This window comes from Dokdonia sp., assembly GCF_039945015.1.
Classification (GTDB): Bacteria; Bacteroidota; Bacteroidia; order Flavobacteriales; family Flavobacteriaceae; genus Dokdonia.
The window spans coordinates 26230-47582 of record NZ_JBDUXP010000003.1; the positions used below are offsets into that span (position 1 = coordinate 26230).

At 31.5% G+C, this 21353-nt stretch carries 19 protein-coding genes; all 19 read left to right on the forward strand.

Features of this window, described 5'->3' with window-relative positions; all coding sequences use genetic code 11:
* The first annotated feature begins 106 nt into the window (after positions 1–106).
* The 19 genes from ABJD27_RS01900 (at position 107) to ABJD27_RS01990 (ending at position 21347) form a co-directional block, all read left to right on the forward strand.
* Positions 107–898, forward strand: coding sequence for a polysaccharide biosynthesis/export family protein (locus ABJD27_RS01900; protein ID WP_348166086.1), 792 nt, complete (start codon positions 107–109; stop codon positions 896–898).
* 3 nt (positions 899–901) lie between these two features.
* Positions 902–3367 (forward strand): polysaccharide biosynthesis tyrosine autokinase, encoded by a 2466-nt coding sequence (locus ABJD27_RS01905; RefSeq protein ID WP_348166089.1) that lies wholly within the window; start codon positions 902–904, stop codon positions 3365–3367.
* Between the two features lie 24 nt (positions 3368–3391).
* On the forward strand, positions 3392–4258 hold the full coding sequence (locus ABJD27_RS01910) for an ABC transporter permease (RefSeq protein WP_348166092.1): 867 nt from the start codon (positions 3392–3394) through the stop codon (positions 4256–4258).
* Positions 4259–4262: 4 nt separating this feature from the next.
* A complete protein-coding gene (locus ABJD27_RS01915) occupies positions 4263–5081 on the forward strand; it encodes a polysaccharide pyruvyl transferase family protein (protein WP_348166095.1) in 819 nt (272 codons plus the stop codon).
* A complete protein-coding gene (locus ABJD27_RS01920) occupies positions 5078–6343 on the forward strand; it encodes an ABC transporter ATP-binding protein (protein WP_348166098.1) in 1266 nt (421 codons plus the stop codon). Before ABJD27_RS01915 ends, ABJD27_RS01920 begins: the two co-directional genes overlap by 4 nt.
* Positions 6333–7790, forward strand: a complete 1458-nt coding sequence (locus ABJD27_RS01925; protein WP_348166101.1) for an HTTM domain-containing protein — start codon at positions 6333–6335, stop codon at positions 7788–7790. The genes ABJD27_RS01920 and ABJD27_RS01925 overlap by 11 nt, the downstream gene beginning before the upstream one ends.
* Positions 7791–8044: 254 nt before the next feature.
* Entirely contained in the window at positions 8045–8752 is a 708-nt protein-coding gene (locus tag ABJD27_RS01930) for a WbqC family protein (RefSeq protein ID WP_348166104.1), read from the forward strand.
* On the forward strand, positions 8749–9390 hold the full coding sequence (locus tag ABJD27_RS01935) for an acetyltransferase (protein WP_348166107.1): 642 nt from the start codon (positions 8749–8751) through the stop codon (positions 9388–9390). Before ABJD27_RS01930 ends, ABJD27_RS01935 begins: the two co-directional genes overlap by 4 nt.
* Complete coding sequence (gene rffA / locus ABJD27_RS01940) at positions 9387–10526, forward strand: dTDP-4-amino-4,6-dideoxygalactose transaminase (RefSeq protein ID WP_348166110.1); 1140 nt, start codon at positions 9387–9389, stop codon at positions 10524–10526. The genes ABJD27_RS01935 and rffA overlap by 4 nt, the downstream gene beginning before the upstream one ends.
* A complete protein-coding gene (locus tag ABJD27_RS01945; protein WP_348166113.1) occupies positions 10519–11700 on the forward strand; it encodes a hypothetical protein in 1182 nt (393 codons plus the stop codon). The genes rffA and ABJD27_RS01945 overlap by 8 nt, the downstream gene beginning before the upstream one ends.
* Positions 11690–12394, forward strand: a complete 705-nt coding sequence (locus tag ABJD27_RS01950; RefSeq protein ID WP_348166116.1) for a class I SAM-dependent methyltransferase — start codon at positions 11690–11692, stop codon at positions 12392–12394. Before ABJD27_RS01945 ends, ABJD27_RS01950 begins: the two co-directional genes overlap by 11 nt.
* Positions 12391–13518, forward strand: coding sequence for a glycosyltransferase family 4 protein (locus ABJD27_RS01955; protein WP_348166119.1), 1128 nt, complete (start codon positions 12391–12393; stop codon positions 13516–13518). The genes ABJD27_RS01950 and ABJD27_RS01955 overlap by 4 nt, the downstream gene beginning before the upstream one ends.
* Positions 13519–13537: 19 nt before the next feature.
* Positions 13538–15073 carry a DapH/DapD/GlmU-related protein gene (locus ABJD27_RS01960; RefSeq protein WP_348166122.1) on the forward strand — a complete coding sequence of 512 codons (1536 nt, stop codon included), beginning with the start codon at positions 13538–13540 and terminating at the stop codon, positions 15071–15073.
* Positions 15074–15102: 29 nt separating this feature from the next.
* Entirely contained in the window at positions 15103–15924 is an 822-nt protein-coding gene (locus ABJD27_RS01965; RefSeq protein ID WP_348166125.1) for a glycosyltransferase family 2 protein, read from the forward strand.
* Positions 15925–15929: 5 nt separating this feature from the next.
* Positions 15930–16625 (forward strand): hypothetical protein, encoded by a 696-nt coding sequence (locus tag ABJD27_RS01970; protein WP_348166128.1) that lies wholly within the window; start codon positions 15930–15932, stop codon positions 16623–16625.
* 100 nt (positions 16626–16725) lie between these two features.
* Entirely contained in the window at positions 16726–17949 is a 1224-nt protein-coding gene (locus tag ABJD27_RS01975) for a glycosyltransferase (RefSeq protein WP_348166131.1), read from the forward strand.
* A gap of 18 nt (positions 17950–17967) precedes the next feature.
* Positions 17968–18912 (forward strand): glycosyltransferase, encoded by a 945-nt coding sequence (locus ABJD27_RS01980; protein WP_348166134.1) that lies wholly within the window; start codon positions 17968–17970, stop codon positions 18910–18912.
* A 62-nt stretch (positions 18913–18974) separates the two neighbouring features.
* A complete protein-coding gene (locus ABJD27_RS01985; protein ID WP_348166137.1) occupies positions 18975–19952 on the forward strand; it encodes a glycosyltransferase in 978 nt (325 codons plus the stop codon).
* Positions 19953–20096: 144 nt separating this feature from the next.
* On the forward strand, positions 20097–21347 hold the full coding sequence (locus tag ABJD27_RS01990; protein WP_348166140.1) for a UDP-glycosyltransferase: 1251 nt from the start codon (positions 20097–20099) through the stop codon (positions 21345–21347).
* The last annotated feature ends 6 nt before the right edge of the window (positions 21348–21353 follow it).

Sequence of the window (21353 nt, forward strand, 5' to 3'; positions counted from 1 at the left end):
AGTCTTCCTTTTTTTGAAGATATTAAGCTTTGTATACGTTAAACATCTGTGAAAGTTTCATTATTAACGATGAACGCCTATATTTGTTATTCATAACCTTAACCTGATGAAATACCCAGCTTTGCTTTTATTGCTCGTTATTCTTGCGAGCATTTCTTCTTGTATCCCTACTAAAAAGCTCACGTATCTTCAAGAAAGTACACAGAAGACTAATGATAGCTTGATAAGTTTGCAATTACAACAACAACCCTACAGAGTACAAGTGAGTGACGTGTTAAGTATACGTTTAAAGGCTCTTGATCAAGAGCTTGTAGAGTTTTTTAATCCAATAGGATCTGGATCTGCTACTTTAGATGAAGGGTATTATTATGATGGATTTGCTGTCAATAGGCACGGGAATATACGAATGCCTACTTTAGGGGAAGTAAATGTATTAGGTCGTACCACTGAAGAAATAAGAGGAATTGTAGAAGAAAAACTCTTAAAAGATTATTTTGAGGAAGAAGCAAATATTTTTGTAACCGTAAAACTTGCAGGAATACGATATACTATTGCAGGAGAGATAGGAAGTCCAGGTGTAAAAACGGAACTTGCAGAAAAGTTGTCATTGCTAGATGCTGTAGCAAATGCGGGTGATATCTCATTAACAGGGGATCGTCAAGATGTAGTGATTATACGGCAATATCCAGGAGGGCAAAAAGTACACCATGTAGATTTAACCGATATAAGTGCTATGCAATCTCCATATTATTATGTGCAACCTAATGATTTGATTCTTGTAAATCCATTGCCGCAAAAAAGTTTAGGAGCAGGTACAACAGGGTTAGATACATTTAGAACGATACTTACCGTAGTGACCGCATTAACGTCTACTATATTATTATTTACACGTCTATAGCTTATGGATGAAGATTTTGACATACAAGATTCAGGGAGTTTCTTTGACTTTAAAGGGTTTTTATTAAAAGTTTTAAGTTTTTGGCCTCTATTTGTTATTTGCTTAAGTATTGCTTTTGGAGTGGCTTATTATAAGAATATCCGAAAGCAAGCTGTCTATAGGTTAAAAAATATGATCTCTATAAAAGATGATCAAAACCCTTTATTTACTGGGAATACAAGTTTGGTCTTTAATTGGGGAGGAACTACCGATAAAGTACAAACAAACATCATTCTGTTTAAATCACGGACACATAATGAGAAAGTAGTCTCTTATCTGCAATATTATATTAACTATAATATGCAAGGGAAGTATAATATGCTAGATGTATATGGGAAAACTCCTTTTAAAATTAAACTAGATGATACACATGGGCAATTGTTTAATAAAAGAATTGCCATAAAAGATGTAGGTGAAGGCAATTTTGAATTTACCATTCCTTTTTCTAGCAATAAAGCGAGAGTGTATAATTACACAACTCATGAGTATGGATCTGTTTCTGTACTTCCACCAGAATTTAAAAAAACTGTAAAACTAGGCGATACGCTTGATTTTCCTTTTTTAAAAGGAGTATTTCAGTCTACAGATGTACTCCCAAGAGCAGGAAGCGAATACTCTGTAAGTTTAGGTAGTTTTAATAGTACCGTACGACGATATCAAGGTATTTCTGTAATACAAAACCCTAGGGGGTCTTCTATATTAGAACTGAGTATTGGTGGGACTAATAAAAATCGTATAGTAGATTTTTTAAATGCTTCTGTACTGGTAAGAGAGAAAGATCAATTAGAACGAAAGAATTTATTTGCAACCAATACCATAAAATTTATAGACAGTAGTTTAACAGACCGCAATAAAGAATTACAATCTGTAATAGATGAACTAAATGAGTTTAAAAATAATAATGTTGATGTTGCTCTTAAAGGAGGTTCTGCAACACTTACAGCCAAGTTGAAGACGTATGATAATGAGAAAGACGCATTAGAAAAACGCTTGTCTTATTATAGGATATTAGAAAATTACCTTACCTCTCGAACTGATTATAGTAGTGTTCCTGCACCTTCGGTTTCTGGTATTCAGGAATCTAGTATAGGAGCTAGTGTAAATAAAATAATAGCATTATCTGTAGAACGTAGTGATCTTAGATATTCTGCTAAGGAAAGTAACCCTAAATTTAGAGAAATAGATAGGAGTATTAATGCAGAAAAAGAAGTACTCCTAGAAAATATTACATCATCTACAAGCATTATCAATGGAGAGATTAGACAAGTAAATAGAGATATAAGCATTGCAGAGTCTGAGTTGCGTACATTTCCTAAAGAAGAACAAGAACTAGCAAATATTCAACGAAAGTTTACTTTAAGCCAAAACGCTTATAATCTCTATCTTTCAAAAAGAAGTGAAGCAACAATAATTAAAGCATCAAACGTATCTGATATTCTTTTTATTGATGAAGCAAAAGATGTAGGAGGGGGGCAAGTAGGGCCAAATACACGCCTTAATTATATTATCGCAGCTATTGTTGGAGGGATTGTTCCGCTAGTACTCGTTTTTTTATTAGTGTTTTTTAATACTAAAATTGGAAATCCTGAAGAAATAAAAAAGCTATCCTCAATCCCGGTATTAGGTATTATAGGAAAGAGTAAACACCGTAATAATCTAGTAGTACGTGATCGTTCTCGTTCTTCTATAGCAGAAGCCTTTAGAGGAATACGATCTAGTTTACAATTCATGTATCGTAAAAAAGATATAGAAGGTGCAAAAACGGTATTAGTAACTTCTTCTGTTAGTGGGGAAGGAAAAACATTCACATCCATCAATATAGCATCTGTTTTTGCACTTAGTAATAAGAAAACGGTTCTAGTAGGACTTGATTTACGGAAACCTAAGATTTTTGATGATTTTGACCTGTCTAATGAAGCTGGCGTTGTTAACTATTTAATAGGACAAAACTCAATAGATGAAATAAAGCAAGAAAGCGGAATTTCGTGTTTAGATATTATTCTATCAGGTCCCGTTCCTCCTAATCCTTCAGAGCTTTTGTTAAGTGATGCTATGAAGGACTTTATGAGTGAACTTAAAAAAGAGTATGATTATATCATTTTAGATACACCCCCTGTAGGTCTTGTTGCAGACGCACTTGAAATTATGAATTATGCAGATGCTTCTTTATATATGATACGACAAGGCTATACCAAAAAGGGTATGCTAGGGTTAATTAATGATAAGTATGCAAAAGGGGAAGTACAGAATGTGAGTTTTGTATTAAACTACTTCCAGAGTAAAGGAAAATATGGTAATGGTTATGGCTATGGTTATGGATACGGCTACGGTTATGGAGCTTATGGAAACGGATATCATGAGGATATTAAAGGGACACCATTCCTAAAACGATGGCGTAGGAAAATAAAAAAAGCATTTAAAAGAAAGTAATACGAATCTCTTAAACAATGTAATTTGAATAAAGTAGAAGAAACAGAGTGGTTGTATGAAATAAAACCTAAAGGGAAATTTATAGACCTTAATTTTAAAGAAATCTGGCGTTATCGTGATTTACTTTTTTTATTTGTAAAACGCGATATTGTTACTGTTTATAAACAAACTGTTCTAGGGCCTTTATGGTATTTAATCCAACCGTTATTTACATCGGTGATTTTTACATTAGTATTTAATAATGTAGCAGGGATACAAACTGGAACTGTTCCTCCATTTCTTTTTAATCTTGCAGGAATTACATTATGGTCTTATTTTAAAGAATGCTTGACAAATACTTCGTCAACATTCTCTTCTAATGCAAGTTTATTTAGTAAAGTATATTTTCCAAGAGTTGTTTCACCATTATCTAGAATAATTTCTAGTCTTTTTAAGTTTGGAATAAAGCTCCTTATTTTTACTTTATTTTTCTTGTATTTCCTTTTCTATGAAAAAGAAGATATAAGTGTGGGTCATACATTTTACTTACTACCATTAGCGATACTCACTGTTGCAATGCTAGGGTTAGGAGTAGGAATGATGTTAAGTGCTATCGCAACAAAATATAGAGATGTTAAAATATTAATCTCTTTTGGGATGCAGTTACTGTTATATCTATCTGCTGTGATGTATCCATTAGCATTAGTAAAAGAAAAATTATCTAATTATGCATGGGTGGTAGAATACAATCCTATAGCACAAGTGGTAGAGGCTTACCGTTATATGTTGTTAAATACTGGAAGTCCAAATGTGAAAGGTTTATTCATAAGTTTAGGATTAAGTATTGTATTTGTCCTCTTTGGGCTTATTATTTTTAATAAAACGGAAAAAACATTTATTGATACTGTATAATCATATGGGAAAACAAATTCCTCTTTTTTATTGGTCATCTAAGTTTTTTGAAAAAAAAGAACAAGAGAATTATGGAGATATATTATCTGCGCAAATTGTCTCTTGGATAAGTGGTAAGGAAGTTTCTTTTTATAATGCACCCGCTAAGAAAAAGAGCTGGTTTAAAAAATCATATCTTATGGCGATAGGGAGCATCATGAATTATACCCAACCTAAAGCTGTTGTTTGGGGAAGTGGTATTATCTCAAGAAATGATCAATTTTCTAACGCTACATTTTGTGCTGTACGAGGTCCGCTTTCGCGAAAGCGTATACAAGAACTAGGTTATTTATGTCCAGAAGTGTACGGAGACCCAGCTATTTTATTACCAGAATACTATCAACCTGATATTGAAAAGAAATATGAATACGGATTTATTCCTCATTATGTAGATCAAGACATTGTATCACAGTGGTATGGCGAGGGTAAAGACGTAACGGTACTTAATCTTATCAATGATGATGTGTTTTATGTAACAGATCGTATCTTGGAGTGTAAGAAGGTAATTAGTTCATCATTACACGGGGTTATTGTTGCACAAGCATATGGGATACCAGCTATTTGGGTACAATTTTCAGATAAATTGAGCGGAGATAATGTAAAATATGATGACTATTTTCTTTCTGTAGGAATGACACCATATAAACCATTATTTATAGATGATAAAATAACAATACAATCTTATGCAGCACTATTTTCTAAAATAGATGTAATACCTGATATACAAAAAATAAATTCAGTAAGAACAGCACTTAAAAATGCCTTTCCAAAAGAATTCCTATGAGCGATATTATATTAAAAGCAGAGAATATATCAAAACAATACCGATTAGGATTAGTAGGTTTAGGAACACTAGGTCATGATGTTAATAGGTTTTGGCATAAGATACGTGGTAAAGGAGATCCATATCTTAAAGTTGGAAGTGTTAATGATCGTAGTGCAAAAGCAAGTTCAGACTATGTATGGGCATTACAGGATATTAATTTTGAAGTAAAGCGAGGTGAAGTTCTTGGTATTATAGGAAAAAACGGCGCAGGTAAATCTACATTACTTAAAATACTTTCTAGAGTAACAGCACCTACAACAGGAAGTATAAAAATAGGAGGACGCATTGCTAGTTTACTAGAAGTAGGAACGGGAATGCATCCAGAACTTACTGGAAGAGAAAATATCTTTTTAAATGGTGCTATTCTTGGAATGACCAAGATTGAAATTACTGGAAAAATAGATGAAATTGTAGAGTTTTCGGGCTGTGAAATGTATATTGATACGCCTGTAAAACGATATTCTAGTGGGATGCGAGTGCGTTTAGGGTTTGCGGTAGCAGCTTTTCTTGAACCAGAGATATTGGTAGTAGATGAGGTACTTGCTGTTGGAGATGCAGAGTTTCAAAAAAAGGCTATTGGAAAAATGCAAGATATTTCTAGTTCTGGAGGACGAACAGTCCTTTTCGTAAGTCATAATATGTCATCGGTAGAAGCATTATGTACACGGGTTATTAGTTTGAAAAATGGTACTGTTGTGGATGATGGAAATCCAGCAGATGTTATTCAAAAATACCTAAAATCAGATTTTTCTTCAAATAGAAGTTTTGAGTTTTCTAACTTAGAATCTGCATATGGAAATGATCAGATTAAGATTATTGCAGCTGCCATTGAGAATGGAAGTTCAGAAAATAAAGAAGATGTTATAGATGTTACTTCTAAAGTTAATCTTAGAATACGATTAGTAAATCTGACCAAATCTGAAAAGATCTCTGTTGGATTTAATTTGATGACTATTAAAGGAGATGTTGTTTTTGGTACGGGAGGAAAATTTGATTGCTCTCTTACTAATGAAACTGATGTTGTTGCACATATACCATCAAATTTTTTAAATGATGAACACTATCAAATTCATGTATATATTCATACCAATGAAATGCAATATTTATATTCGAATAAAGAATTTCTGCAATTTCAAGTAAAAGATTCTAAACGTGAAATGGGATATTTAGGTAAAATACATGGCTTAATTAGACCACAAATTGAATGGAATGTTGAGTAGACTAGATTTCTTATTTACTAAATATATTTCTCCTTCTGGGCTAAGCCTGTTTCGGATATGTTATAATACGGTTCTACTTTTTGAAATACTCTTTATATATGAGTATAAGGAGTTTATTTATGACCCAATTCCTTTTATAGAAACTTCAGATATTCAATTAGGTCCGTCTATTCTAATATGGATGGGTGTCGTTTTATGTATGATCTTAGGTTATAAAACAAGATATATGGCAATTGCTAATTATGTCTTTACACTCATTTTTATATCTTCAAATAACTCTTTTGAGTATCATATGCATTGTATTTATACAATCATGAACTTCTTAATGATATTTATGCCATTAGATGAAAATCTATCATTAAAACGTTTTTTTTCTAAACAAAAGCCTCGTAAAATTCCTGTATTTTTCTATTTAATCCCTTTACTTTTTGGTATTGGATTACTTTATTTCGATTCTGTTTTTTTCAAATTTAAATCTGAAATTTGGATGTCTGGAATGGGAGTTTGGTTGCCTGCAGCGATTCCTCAAACAACACTGTTAGAATCTAGTTGGTTATTAGATCAACGTTGGTTGATGTTAATTATGGGATATTATACACTTGCTTTTGAAGCTTTATTCATTTTTTTGATATGGAATAAATGGTCTAGGTTATATGCAGCAATATCAGGAATACTATTACATATAGGTATTTTTATTGTTTTCCCAATTCCGCTCTTTGCTTGGGGAATGATTGCCATTTATATACTGGCGCTTCCTGTCGGTTTTATTGATAAAATGATTTCTAAGTTTGTTAAATTAGAATGGTCTGAAGAACCTTTTGTATTGAAAAACAGAGAGATTAAGTCATTTAAACTTTTATTTATAATACTGATTTTGCTTCAAGCAAATGTTACACTTAATCATAATTCTGGACTTAGTACTTATACATCTCGTTTATATAATAAATTGGGGCTTCATACAATGATACCAAAGACAAGAATAATTAAAAACTTTTCTTTAAGAGTTTTTGGTATAGGACCTCATGGTGTTTTTATAGATCATCATTTTGAAAATTATAATCATATTGTAGCTATAAAGTATAAAGGGGAAAAAAATGATATTTGGTTACCATATATTAAAGAAAATGGATTTCTTAATAAAGATATTGTTAAAGGTCCCAATTGGGCATATATATATTTTAGAGTGAATAGCCCAACTATAGATCAACAAGATTTTGAAGAGGGAATGATGAGATTGACTGCAGATTGGGCTACTAAAAACAATATAAATTTGGATGACACGAATTTTGAAATATTAGTAAAAAAAATAGAACTGCCTGAAAATTTTCAATGGCAGAAAGGGTTTATAGAAAAACAAGGAAAAATACCTTGGAAGTCTGCAGGTATTATAACTTGGAAAAATGAAGAAGCTTATTTCCAAATTAAAACGATAGAAGATATTGAGTAACGGTTTAGATTACTATTCTGAATGAATAACCAAAAATTTTATATTAAAAGTTTAAATCCACTTAAGGTTATAGCAGTTTTTGGTGTTTTGTTTCACCATCTAAAGCTTTATAAATTTCGTATAGATAAACCTGATTTTTATAATACATTCCTTAGAGATTTTATTGGCAGTTTAGGTAAGAATATGGTTGATGTTTTTTTTGTTTTGAGTGGTTTCTTAAGAAAAAAGACATATTGTATAAAATTGTTTAAAAAATGAGTAAGAGTCTTTTTGTGATACAATCTAATTATATTCCTTGGAAAGGTTATTTTGATGCAATTAATAGTGTAGATACTGTTGTTATTTATGACGAAATGCAGTATACTAAAAATGATTGGAGGAACCGAAATATAATAAAAACACAAACAGGTTTACAATGGCTCACAATGCCTATCTCATTTAGTGGTAAATTTGGACAGAAGATTAATGAAGCTCAAGTATCTAATGATATATGGAGAAAAAAGCATTGGAAGTCTATAGTTCAAAATTATAATAAGGCTCCTTTCTTTCACTTATATAAAGATGTTTTTGAAGAAATTTATTTAGGAAACTTTTTTTCTGCATCATCTTATTTGACAGATATTAATATTTTGTTCATTCAAACAATTAATAAGATATTAGGAATAGAAACTGAAATAATAAGAAGCAGAGATTTAATTTTAGATGGAGATAAAAATGAACGATTAATAGGTATCTGTAAACAACTAAAGGTTGATCATTACCTTTCTGGTCCAGCTGCAAAATCATATATGGATGAACCTTCTTTCAATAAGAATCAAATTAATGTTTCGTACGTTGATTATTTAGGATATCCTGAATATGATCAATTATTTGGAAGTTTTGAGCATGGAGTTAGTATAATAGATCTTATATTTAATAAAGGAGAAGAAGCAATACATTATATGAAAAGTTTTAAAAAATGAAACGTAAAGTAGCATTTATTGGATTTGGATCACTTGGTAGTCAGTTGTTTAATTTCTTGAACGAAGAGTTAGATATTAGCGATAGTTTAATGTTTTTTGATGATATTAAACTTAAAGAAGGAGATGAACGATCGTTTCCATTTAATGAATTTTTAAATGACGAATTTAAAGAATATGAATTTTGTATTGCACTTGGATATAAACATCTAAATCTTAAAAGAGAAATTATTTCAAAACTGACACGCGCAAATAGAAAGCTACTTACTTTTATTCATCCTACTTCTTTTATTCACTCAACAGCTAAACTAGAAGATGGCGTAGTCATTTATCCTAAATGTAATGTAGACCAAAATGTAATTATTCGTTCAGGAGTGTTGCTTAATAATTCAGTCACTATTAGTCATGATTCTGTTATCAATGAAGCTACATTTGTTGCACCAGGTGTAGTCATTAATGGAGATACAAAAATAGGCTCTGGAACATTTATAGGTTCTGGAAGTTTAATTGCAAATAGCATTAAAATTGGAGAAAATGTAATTGTAGGAATAGGAACTACTGTAACCAAAAATATTCCTGACAATAATTCGGTCATTGGAAACCCGATGAAGTTTCTTAAAAAAAAGATTAATCTTTTATGATACCTTTTAATAAACCATATCTGACAGGTAACGAGACTGTATATATAAATGATGCTGTAGCGTCAGGTAAGATTTCTGGCAATGGTAACTTTACGCAAAAGTGCCAATCTTTTTTTGAAGACACATATGGGTTTAAAAAATGCTTATTGACTACCTCCTGTACAGATGCATTAGAGATGGCGGCATTATTACTGAATATCAAACAAGGAGATGAAGTCATAGTTCCGAGTTATACATTTGTTTCTTCGGCATTAGCATTTATACGTGAAGGAGCAAAAATTGTATTTGCAGATTCTATGGATTCAAATCCTAATATTGATGCACAAAAAATCGAAGGCTTACTTACAGAAAAAACAAAAGCTTTAGTTGTAGTGCATTATGCAGGTGTTGCTGTAGATATGGATCCTATTATGGAGCTTTCGCGAAAGCATAATTTTTATGTAGTAGAAGATGCAGCTCAATCTATAGATTCTTATTATAAAGGAAAAGCATTAGGAAGCATAGGGCATCTTTCTGCATTTTCTTTTCATGAAACTAAAAACATAATTTCTGGAGAAGGAGGAATGTTGGCCATAAATGATGAAACTCTAATACCGAGATCTGAAATCATATGGGAAAAAGGAACAAATAGAGCTTCTTTTTTTAGAGGAGAAATTAATAAATATGGATGGGTTGATACTGGATCTTCGTTTTTACCATCAGAAGTAATTGCTGCATTTTTATATGCGCAATTAGAAAATGTTGAAAGTATACAAAAACAACGCTTACATCTTTGGAATTTATATTATAATGGACTAAAAAGATTAGGAGATGAAGGTAAATTACAATTACCTTTTATCCCAGAGTATGCTACAAATAATGCTCATATGTTTTACTTAATATGTAATAATGGAGAAGATCGTGATGATTTGATCCAACATATAAGAAATCATGGTGCACATGCTGTTTTTCACTATTTAAGCTTACACAAAAGCGATTATTATCTTGATACCAATGAAACATCATCATTGCCTTATTCTGAAAAATATACAGACTGTCTAGTACGACTTCCTTTCTACTTTGAATTATCTGATCAAGAAGTGCGGGTAGTTATAAATGCGATTCATTCCTTTTTTGAAAAAAGTAACGATGTCTAAAAAAACAAAAATACTATGGGTTGTTTTTGACTTCGTGCAAGCGGGAGGACAAAGGTATGTCTATGAAATATGTAAAGCATTAAGTAAAGAAAAATTTCAAATAACTCTTTTGAAAATTGCTCCTTTTAATAGCCATGCTAGCTTTAAAGGAGAATACTATTATCAACCTACTCTTGATATAGGTTGTGAAGTATTATTTTTAGATGAGCTATTAATCAAAGAGAAAAAAACTAACTCTTTTTTGGATAGATTAAATGTAAAAGTTAAGAAGAAATTTCACTCAACTTCAAATGATACATCTCCTATAAAAAAGATTAATAAAAAAGCAATTCTTGAATTATTGAATTCGTATGATGTTGTTAGTTTTTCAGGAATAGGGGTATATAATAACCTATGTATTAATAGAGGAATAACTATTAATCATGGGTTAATCCATTTATTAATGGGGAGATTTCAAGGAGAAAATATTTACAAGAATTTTGAGAAAAACAACCATTATAATTTTGTTTCTGGTTTTGAATCTGAAATATTATCTAATGAATTAGAAGAGTTTTCTAATTATAATCATACGTATTTCCCTTTAAGTATGGAATGCAATGCTTTTACAAAAAAAGCAAGCAGTAATACTGATAAAATTGTAATAAGCATTTTTACACGTCTTAGCAAAATGAAGCCATTAGACCCATATTTATATGGATTTAAGTTGTTGTTAGAAAAAGGTTTAGACGTACATTTAAATATTTATGGAGGAGGCGATCCTGAAGAAATAGGATTGTTAAGACAACTTGATTATATGTACATAAGAGATAAAGTAACCTTTTGTGGACATACGCCATCGATTAAAGAAACACTTCTTAATGACAATATTGATGTTGTTTGGTTTCAAGCAACTAATCAACAAATTGCAGGTTATGCAGCTATAGAGGTAGCATTAGAAGGTTTTCCTCAGGTATTATGGGATTTTTCATATAAAGGTGCAAACTCTGAAGAAGGAAAAGTCTTTCCAAGTTTTACTGATTTAACTGAGTTTGTAAATTATAATTATGATATATTGAAATCGCCAGATAAGTTACATTCTCTAGCGAAAACACAACAAGATTTTATTTTTAATAAGCATAATATAACCTCTACTATTTCTATCCTAGAAAAACTTTATTTAGAATATGGAAAATGATTTTATAAATATACCCTTCGAAATAAAGAACCTCGATCGTTATTATATTAGGTCTTCCATTTTTAAAGGAATCAATGAGAGTCTCATAAATTTTAAAGGGCGTTTGTTAGATATAGGTTGTGGGAAAATGCCGTATCGCGATCATATTTTAAAGAATAGTGAAGTTAAAGAATATGTTGGTTTAGATATTGAAACAGCAATAACATATGATGCTTCTGTTCAACCAGATTTTACCTGGGATGGCCATGTGATGCCTTTTGAAGATAATAGTTTTGATTGTGCATATGGTACAGAGGTACTAGAGCACTGTCCAGATCCAGAAAAGGTTTTAAAAGAAGTGTATCGGGTATTAAAACCAGGAGGGATTTTCTTTTTTACAGTTCCTTTTTTATGGCCATTACATGAAGTACCTCATGATGAGTATCGATACACACCTTTTTCATTGGAAAGAAAATTAGATACTACAGGATTTAATACTATAAAAATACAAGCTACTGGCGGATGGAATGCATCCATGGCTCAGATGCTTGGATTATGGGTTCGCAGAAGTGGTATTCCAAGTACTAAAAGGAAAATACTATCCATCATCTTCAAACCTATTATTAAAAAACTGATTAGGATGGATGTCAATAGAAAAATTACCTTTAAGGAAAGTCAAATGATAACAGGACTTGTAGGAACAGCGCGTAAATGACAAAAACTCTTAAAAATATTGCCCTTTTTTCTCCAAACGAAGCTGTATACTCAGAAACGTTTGTCCATGCACATAAAACCATGTTACAAGGAAGTGTGTTTTATTATTATGGAACACGATTAAATATTAAGTTAGAGAACTCTACAATGGACTTACATCGTAGATCTGCACCGTTTTTAACTAAGGTCATACGCAAGTTTAAAAAATCCAATACTAAATATAGTATGTGGTCAGTTCTTGTCCAATCCATGATCGATAATGATATAGATGTGATATTAATTGAGTTTGGCCCTCATGCACATAGTTTATTGCCCTTTTTAGAGCAAGTAAACATTCCGTTTATAGTCCATTTCCATGGCTATGACGCATCTGTAGATAAGGTTATAAAAGAATGCAATAATTATATAGAAGTTTTTAAGCTAGCAACTTCGATTATCGTGGTGTCTACAGAAATGAGAGAACGACTTATAAAACTAGGTTGCGAACGTTCTAAAATAACATATACTCCCTGTGGCCCTAATGATAAATTCCTAGAAATAAAGCCTACACTCTCTAAAAAACAACTTATAGGAATAGGTCGCTTTGTAGATAAAAAAGCGCCATATTTTACGATACTCGCTTTCGCGAAAGCGTTACAAGAAGTACCAGATGCAAAGCTTATTTTAGCAGGTAATGGACAGCTTTTAAACGCGTGTCAAAACCTAGTAGCATATTATAAAATATCTGATGCTGTTTCATTCCCAGGAGTAATAACTCCTGAAAAATTTAGAGAATTACTTTCTGATTCTAGAGCATATGTACAACATAGTATTACAAGTAATATAGGGGATATGGAAGGAACGCCTGTTGCTATTATGGAAGCACAAGCATCTGGAATCCCTGTTATTTCTACAAGGCATGGAGGAATAAAAGATGTAATTTTGGAAGATGAAACAGGATTTCTGTGCGATGAAAAAGATGTAGATGAAATGGCTAAATTTATGATTCGATTATTAAAAAATAAATCTGAAGCGCAGACGATGGGACAGAATGCAAGAAAACGTATTCTTGAAAATTATACGATCTCTCATCATATCAAAACCATAGATACTGTTATAGAAGATACTATTTCACAATATAAATAAGTATTAACACCTAGTTATTATGCTAAGCCCAATCGTTTTATTTGTATATAATAGACCTGAGCATACATTGCAGACATTAGAAGCGCTTAAGAATAATGAAGGAGCAAATGAGTCTGTACTTTATATTTATGCAGATGGACCAAAAGATCAGACAGATAACAATACACTTAAAAAGATAGATGAGACAAGACAGGTGCTTAAACAATCAAAATGGTGTAAAGAAGTTCATATTATAGAACGCACTTCTAATATTGGACTTGCTGCAAATATTATTGATGGTGTCACTACAGTTGTAAATAAACATGAACGCGTTATTGTTCTAGAAGATGATATCGTTACTTCCAAGGGTTTTTTAAACTATATGAATGATGCCTTAAATTGCTACCGAGATACAAAAGAGGTGATGCATATCTCAGGTTTTATGTATCCTCATAAAGAAAATTTACCAGAGACCTTTTTCTTTAATGTAGCATTGTGTTGGGGATGGGCGACTTGGAAAACGTCATGGAGTTCTTTAAACACAGATACCATGGATCTGTGGAAAAGTTTTAAAGAGAAAGATTTATTTGATGAAGTAAATAAATTTGGTGGTGATTTCTTAAGTAGCCAACTTGCTCATAATATTTCAGGACGATTAAATACTTGGTTTGTTAAGTGGCATATGTCTGTTGTCCTTAAAGGAGGATATACATTATATCCATCGACTTCTCTAGTAAATAATATTGGTTTTGACAATACAGGAGTCCACAATGGTACTACAGATTATTTTGAAAATAAAAAATTGGCTTCTAGTATTAAAGTAGAAGAAATACCTTTACAAGAAAATGTAACTGCTGCAAAGAGTATCGTTGCATTTTATGAAAGAAATCAAAATAGACCATCTCCTAAAAAAGAGGGAATTAAGAAAAAGATAAAAAGAGGAATCAGACGTGTTGGTTTTAAATTTTTCCCTGAATTGAAGCAGCGTAAAATGTCAACAGAAGTCACTTCAAGTGTACATAGTTATTTAGGTAAGAATGTCAAATTGTATCCAAGTTATAAATTAAATAATTCTATCATTGGTAATTATACATACGTCTCCTATAATTCGATCATTAATAATACGATTATAGGGAAGTATTGCTCTATCGGACCAAACTTAATTTCTGGATGGGGAATACATCCAATAGATGGAGTCTCTACACATCCCATGTTTTATTCTACAAAGAAACAGAATGGTATAAGTTTGAGCAAAACAGATAAGATTAAAGAAATGGCACCTATTCTTATAGGAAATGATGTGTTTATAGGAATGAATGTTACCATTCTAGATGGTGTAACTATTGGTGACGGTGCTGTCATTGGTGCAGGAGCTGTTGTTTCTAAACATATTCCCCCGTATGCGATAGCAGTAGGAAATCCCATAAAAATAATAAAATACAGATTTGAAGATGAAATCATTGAAAGCTTATTAAAAATGAATTGGTGGGATTTACCAGAAGATAAAATTGAATTAGTAGAAAGACATTTTTTCAACGTAGAAACGTTCATTGAAAATATAAACTCAGTATCATAATAATATCATCAGTTTTAATAACATATAATTTGAAAATTTCGATAATTACAATAAACTATAACAATGCTAGTGGTCTCACTAAGACATTGGAGAGTGTAGCAGGTCAAACCTATACCAATATACAGCATATTATAGTTGATGGTAATTCTACAGACGGAAGCAAAGCAGTGCTGGATACTCATAATTTTCATGACGCTATAAAAATATCAGAGCCAGATTCAGGTATTTATAATGCTATGAATAAAGGAGTGAAGAATGCTTCTGGAGACTACTTATTATTTATAAATAGTGGAGACTCTTTACGAAGTAATGATGTGATAGAATCTATTATCCCCATTTTAAAAGGAGATAAAGATTTATACTATGGAAATCTTGCGATGCAGCATGAAAATTCTGATCAAATTAGAACGTATCCAGAGGCACTTAATTTCTATTATTTTTTCCATAATGGGAGTTTACCGCATCCTTCATTGTTCTTTAAAAAATCACTATTTACAGAAATAGGGTTGTATAGAGAAAAGTTTAAGATAGTTGCAGATTGGGATTACTATGTACACGCTATTTTTAAGCATGATGCAACGTATGAACATATGAATATTGTAGTTTCAAACTTTGATATGTTTGGAATCTCAAGTGACCCCAAACATCGTACATTACTTCTTGAAGAAAAAGAGATGAGTTTGCGTGATAACTTTCCTGGATTTTATGATGATTATGCACTATTGCAAACATTAAAATCAGATAAGAATAAGTCATTAGTTAACTCATTGGAAGTAATACATAATAACAAATATGCTTTGAGAATTTTCACCATCTTTACAAAGATAATCTCAAGAGTATTTAAAAAATAGACTACATGCTAAGCGATTTAAAGAGGAAAATAGGAAAAACAAAGCTAGGGAAGAAACTTAAAAAAGTCTTAGGAAAAGGATCGGTTGCAAATGATTTTAAAGGATCAAAGAGTTATTGGGAAAAACGATATGTTCAAGAAGGTGATTCTGGTAGTGGTAGCTACGGGAGATTGTCACTCTATAAAGCTAAGTTCTTAAATCAATTTGTAGAAGAAAAAAATATAGATAGTGTTATAGAATTTGGATCTGGAGATGGACATCAACTCACACTAGCTGAATACCCAAACTATATTGGATTTGATGTTTCTCAAAAAGCAATAGATTTATGTGAAACACTTTTTAAGGATGATAACTCAAAAACATTCTTGCTAGTTACAGAAGAAAATTTAAAAGAGAAAGAAGCGGCACTTACGATGTCACTTGATGTTATCTATCACCTTGTAGAGGATGAGGTATACACTGCATACATGGAGACACTTTTTAATACTTCAAGTACATATGTGATTATTTATGCAAGTAATTATGATAAAAGAATTGCTCCACATGTCCTCTCACGTAAGTTTACAACTTGGGTGGAAGAAAACAAAACACAGTGGGAAATGATTACCCATGAAAAGAATCCATATCCATATGATCCGAGTAATCCAGATCATACATCAATTGCTGATTTTTATATTTATAAAAAAACAGAATCTAAGTAAGTATCATGCTTTTGCTCTTTGCAAAAGAGCAGAGTGATATCGAATATAGTATCGAAATTAAAAAATAAAGAATGTTTAAGTAAACAGCATAATTTCTATTTTGGATAAAGACATTGTATTCATAGTATCTGATTTTCCTTTGGTTTCTCAAACCTTTGTAGTATCTAATGTTGTAGAAGCTATTAAAAAAGGATACGATATTCAGGTGCTTACTTCTCGTTTATACGATGTGACGGAGAGTTCTCAAAGTGAGATTATTTCTAAGTATGCTGTTATGGATAAGACCTCTTGTTTTACAGAACCTGTAAAAAAGAGCGAGCGTTATAAAATGGCATTTACCAGTTTATTTGATTTTACAATACTATATTACTTTATTAAATACATTTTTGTAAAAGAGAAAAAAATATCTTTAAGTGACATTTTTCTTCTTAAGTATTATAAACCATATAGAAAGGCAAAAGTATTTCATATACATTTTGCAGATGCAGCCTCTTTTATTGTAAACCTTAAAAAAATAGGTTTTTTATCATCTAAGGTGATGGTTACCTTTCATGGATATGATGCTTATTTTAAAGACGATGTAGAGAAGGTAAAATTGCGTAAGAAGTATGAAATGTTATTTAAGGTTGTAGATAAAGTAACTATAAATACTCCATATTTAAAAGAGATAGTAACGACTTTGGGGTGTCCATCACATCTGTTACAAACAATTCCAGTAGGTATTGATACCAATTATTATCAACCTATTACGTATCCCAAAGAGATTGTCAAAAATGCAAAAATAAGCTTATTGAGTATTGGACGTCTTATAGAACTTAAAGGACATAGTTATGGGATTTTAGCTGTAAAGGAACTAGTGAATAAAGGATATAATATAGAATATACAATTATAGGCGAAGGTGTTTTACATAAAGAATTGAAACAATTAATTAAAGAGCATAAACTTGAAGGTTATGTTGTGTTATATGGTAAAGGAACACAAGAAGAAGTAAAGGCTTCATTAGAAAAAACAACTATTTTTCTAATGACTTCTATAGCAAATTCTAATGGAAGACAAGAAGCACAAGGAGTTGTAACTATAGAAGCACAAGCTATGGGGATACCCGTTGTAGGATTTGATAGTGGAGGTGTATCTTATACAGTGACAGAAAAAACAAGCATCCTTGTTCCTCAGAAAGAAGTAATACAACTTGCAAAAGAAATAGAAGGTGTAATCATACATAAAAGTAACTATAAATTGATGAGCCTTGAAGCTAGAAAATGGGCTGTACATCAATTTGATATTTCTAGAATGGTAAACGCTTATTATGATGATATACTATAATTGCTTTAAAATAACGGTATGCTAGGAAACCCATTAATAAGCATTATTATTCCTGTATATAATCGAGAAACGCTCATAGGTGAGACGATTCGATCTATTCAGGAGCAAACCTATACACATTGGGAATGTCTTATTGTAGATGACGGCTCTTCTGATGAGACGATTGCTGTTGTTTCCGCTTTCGCGAAAGCGGACTCAAGAATTATACTATATAAACGTCCAAAAACGGCACCCAAAGGAGCAAATGCATGCCGGAATTATGGATATAAGAAGAGTAAAGGCGACTATGTAAACTGGTTTGATAGTGACGATTTAATGACGGTTGACAAATTGGAAAAACAACTACAGGTTTTACAGGATACAAATACACTGTTTAATGTATGCCAGACCATGGTGTTTGATGACATAACAAAAAAGGAATTAGGACTTCGATGCGAACATATAATTTCAGAAGATTTTTTTAACGACTTTATATCAGATAAAATTAAATGGCTCACACAAGCTCCATTAATTAATAGCTCCTTTATTAAAACAAATAACATAACGTTTAATGAGAATTTACACAGATCTCAGGAACGGGATTTTTTTATAAAAATACTTGCGGTTATAGATAATTACTCTACAATCGACGAACCATTGGTATATTTAAGAAAGCATAATGATTCGATTTCTTATGGTTTACAGTCTGATAAAAAATATATTTCTACTTTTAATGTAAATTACAATACCTATAAAGATTTTTCAAAACTACTTAATGAGCGTACCAAGAAGTATCTTGTTACATTAATGAAACATAGTTTGAGAGAACAAATCGTAAATAGAAACTTTACATTAGCAAAAAGATTCTATAACGACTTGCTTGATAGTGGAGCACCAGTAACCATAAAATATAAGCTTAGTGTACAACTAGCACGTTGCTCTTATTTTTTATTTAATAAAGGTTACTTTTTACTTAAAGACTAATTACTATGCTAGCGTATTAATGGGTATCATATGTCTAGAATAATTGAATAATAAGTGTATTTATGCGTAAAGGAGTAAATCCAGAAAAACTTAAAGATGAGTCAAATCATCAATATAAACATCGGGTTATTATGCCTGTTTATATTCCTAATGTAAGTGAAGATTACTATAAAGAAGCATTAGAGGTTTTTAAAATTTCGCTTCATAGTTTGATAACAACTATAAATCTAGATACCACAGCCATAACTTTAATTAATAATAATTCTATTCCTGAAGTTAGCGCAATTGTAAACCTTTATCATGAGAAGATAGACAAGCTAATTTCATATAGTGATAATAAAGGAAAGGTGTATGCCGCTATAAGCGAAATGAAATCTTGTTATGAACCATTTGTAACGTGTACAGATGCAGATGTACTCTTTATACAAGGATGGGAGAAAGAAGTGTTTTCTGTATTTAAAGAACATCCTAAAGCTGGTGTAGTGGCGCCACTGCCTTCTCCTAGTCTAGGGCTCAAGTATAACAATTCTCTTTTTTTAAACAACTGCCTATTTGGTAATTTAAAATATAATAAAATTGTAGAAGACGAAGACTTAAATTTATATCTAGATGGTGTAACCAATACATCTCTTCTAAATAGAGCAAAAGGAAAATATAACTGGAGCGAAAAACAATATTATCTTACAGGAAACAAACCTGCAATTATTGGAGCAGGGCATTTTGTGGCAACCTATAAAAGCATATTGTTTGAGAAAAAAGGTGCATTTCCTAAAATGAAATTTGTAAAGGGATATGAAAATGATTTTATAGATGTTATATCGGATAAATTTGGATTATATAGATTATCTACCGTAAAAACTTTTGCATACCATATAGGGAATAAGATAGATTCTAATGTAGAAAAGCTTAGTAACCTAAAAGGAGATAAAATTCTTAAAATAGATTTTGATGGAATTAAAATAGCTCATGTTAAGACGCGTATACCGTATAAACTTAGAGTTGTTTTGTTTAAAGTTTTAAATAAGATCCTTAAATTTTAAATAAAACCTCCATGAGTATATTTCTAGATATAGAGGATAGTTCTCTTAAAGAAAGGATGTAAGTGTGATAAAAACCCACTAAGGTAATTGTTATCAGGTGGACTATGTAGTATATTGCGATAAGACTTCAATAGTGCTCAAAGTATGAATGTTTTAAAAGTTTTGATTGTCGTAGAATCTATAGATGTAGATGATAGTAGCGGTACTAAAGGACGTGTAGCACTCATTAAAAATATGGTTAGAGCTGGGTATGATGTTACTGTATTGCATTATACTCAAAAGGAGGTACTCATTGAAGGGGTACATTGTATTTCTATTAAAGAAAATCGCTTTTCTAGACACTTTATTTTAAGTAAAATTCAACGGTATATTTATCGTTGGTTTAAGTACAATATAGGAGTTAGACAAGAACGCAAACATGGGTTTTCATATACATGGATCAATGATTCAAAGACAATAGCAAAAGCTGTAGAGAGTTACAATCCAGATGATTTTGATATGCTATGGACCTTTGGGAAAGGAACTAGTTTTAGAATGCACGCTGGTGTTTTAAGAGTGCCTAAATGGTACAGTAAGTGGTATGCCTATGTTCATGATCCTTACCCACAACAACTATACCCTAGACCGTATAATTATGTTCCAGAAGGATATAAAAAGAAGCGCTATTTTTTTAGAGACATGACCCAAGTTGCAAAATACATGGTATTTCCAAGTGTATTGCTTAAAGAATGGATGCAAAGTTATTTTATAGATATAGATGGGAAAGAATTAATCATTCCCCATCAAATAACAGAAATACCTCATACAAATATTGAATTGCCTGCATATTTTACAGCGTCCAAGTTTACGATATTGCATGCCGGAAACTTATTAGATTTAAGAGACCCTAAACCTTTGGTTACTGCATTTAAAAACTTTTGTGCTTTATATCCAGAAGCAAAAAGCGAAAGCAATCTTATTTTTATAGGAAAGGCATCTATCTTTGATGATTATCTACAATCAGAAATTAAAGAAAACTCAAGCATCTGTAAAAGTGAAGACTATGTTCCTTTTGATCAAGTGTATCGTATGCAACAAGAAACAACAATGAATGTAATTTTAGAGGCAACTTCAGAAATAAGCCCTTTTTTGCCTGGTAAATTTGCACATTGTGTCGCTGCAAATAAACCTATATTATTAATAGGTCCCTACTATAGTGAGAGTAAACGACTATTAGGAGAAGCATACCCATACACTTATGAGTTTAAACAAATAGATGAACTAACTCAGACTATGAGTACACTTTATAAAGCGTGGAAACAAGGGACTATTCCAAAATTAGATAGACCAGATTTGTATGAGTATCTGTCTACACCATATTTAAAAAAATCTTTTGAAGAAAGCCTAAAGAATTAAAATCAC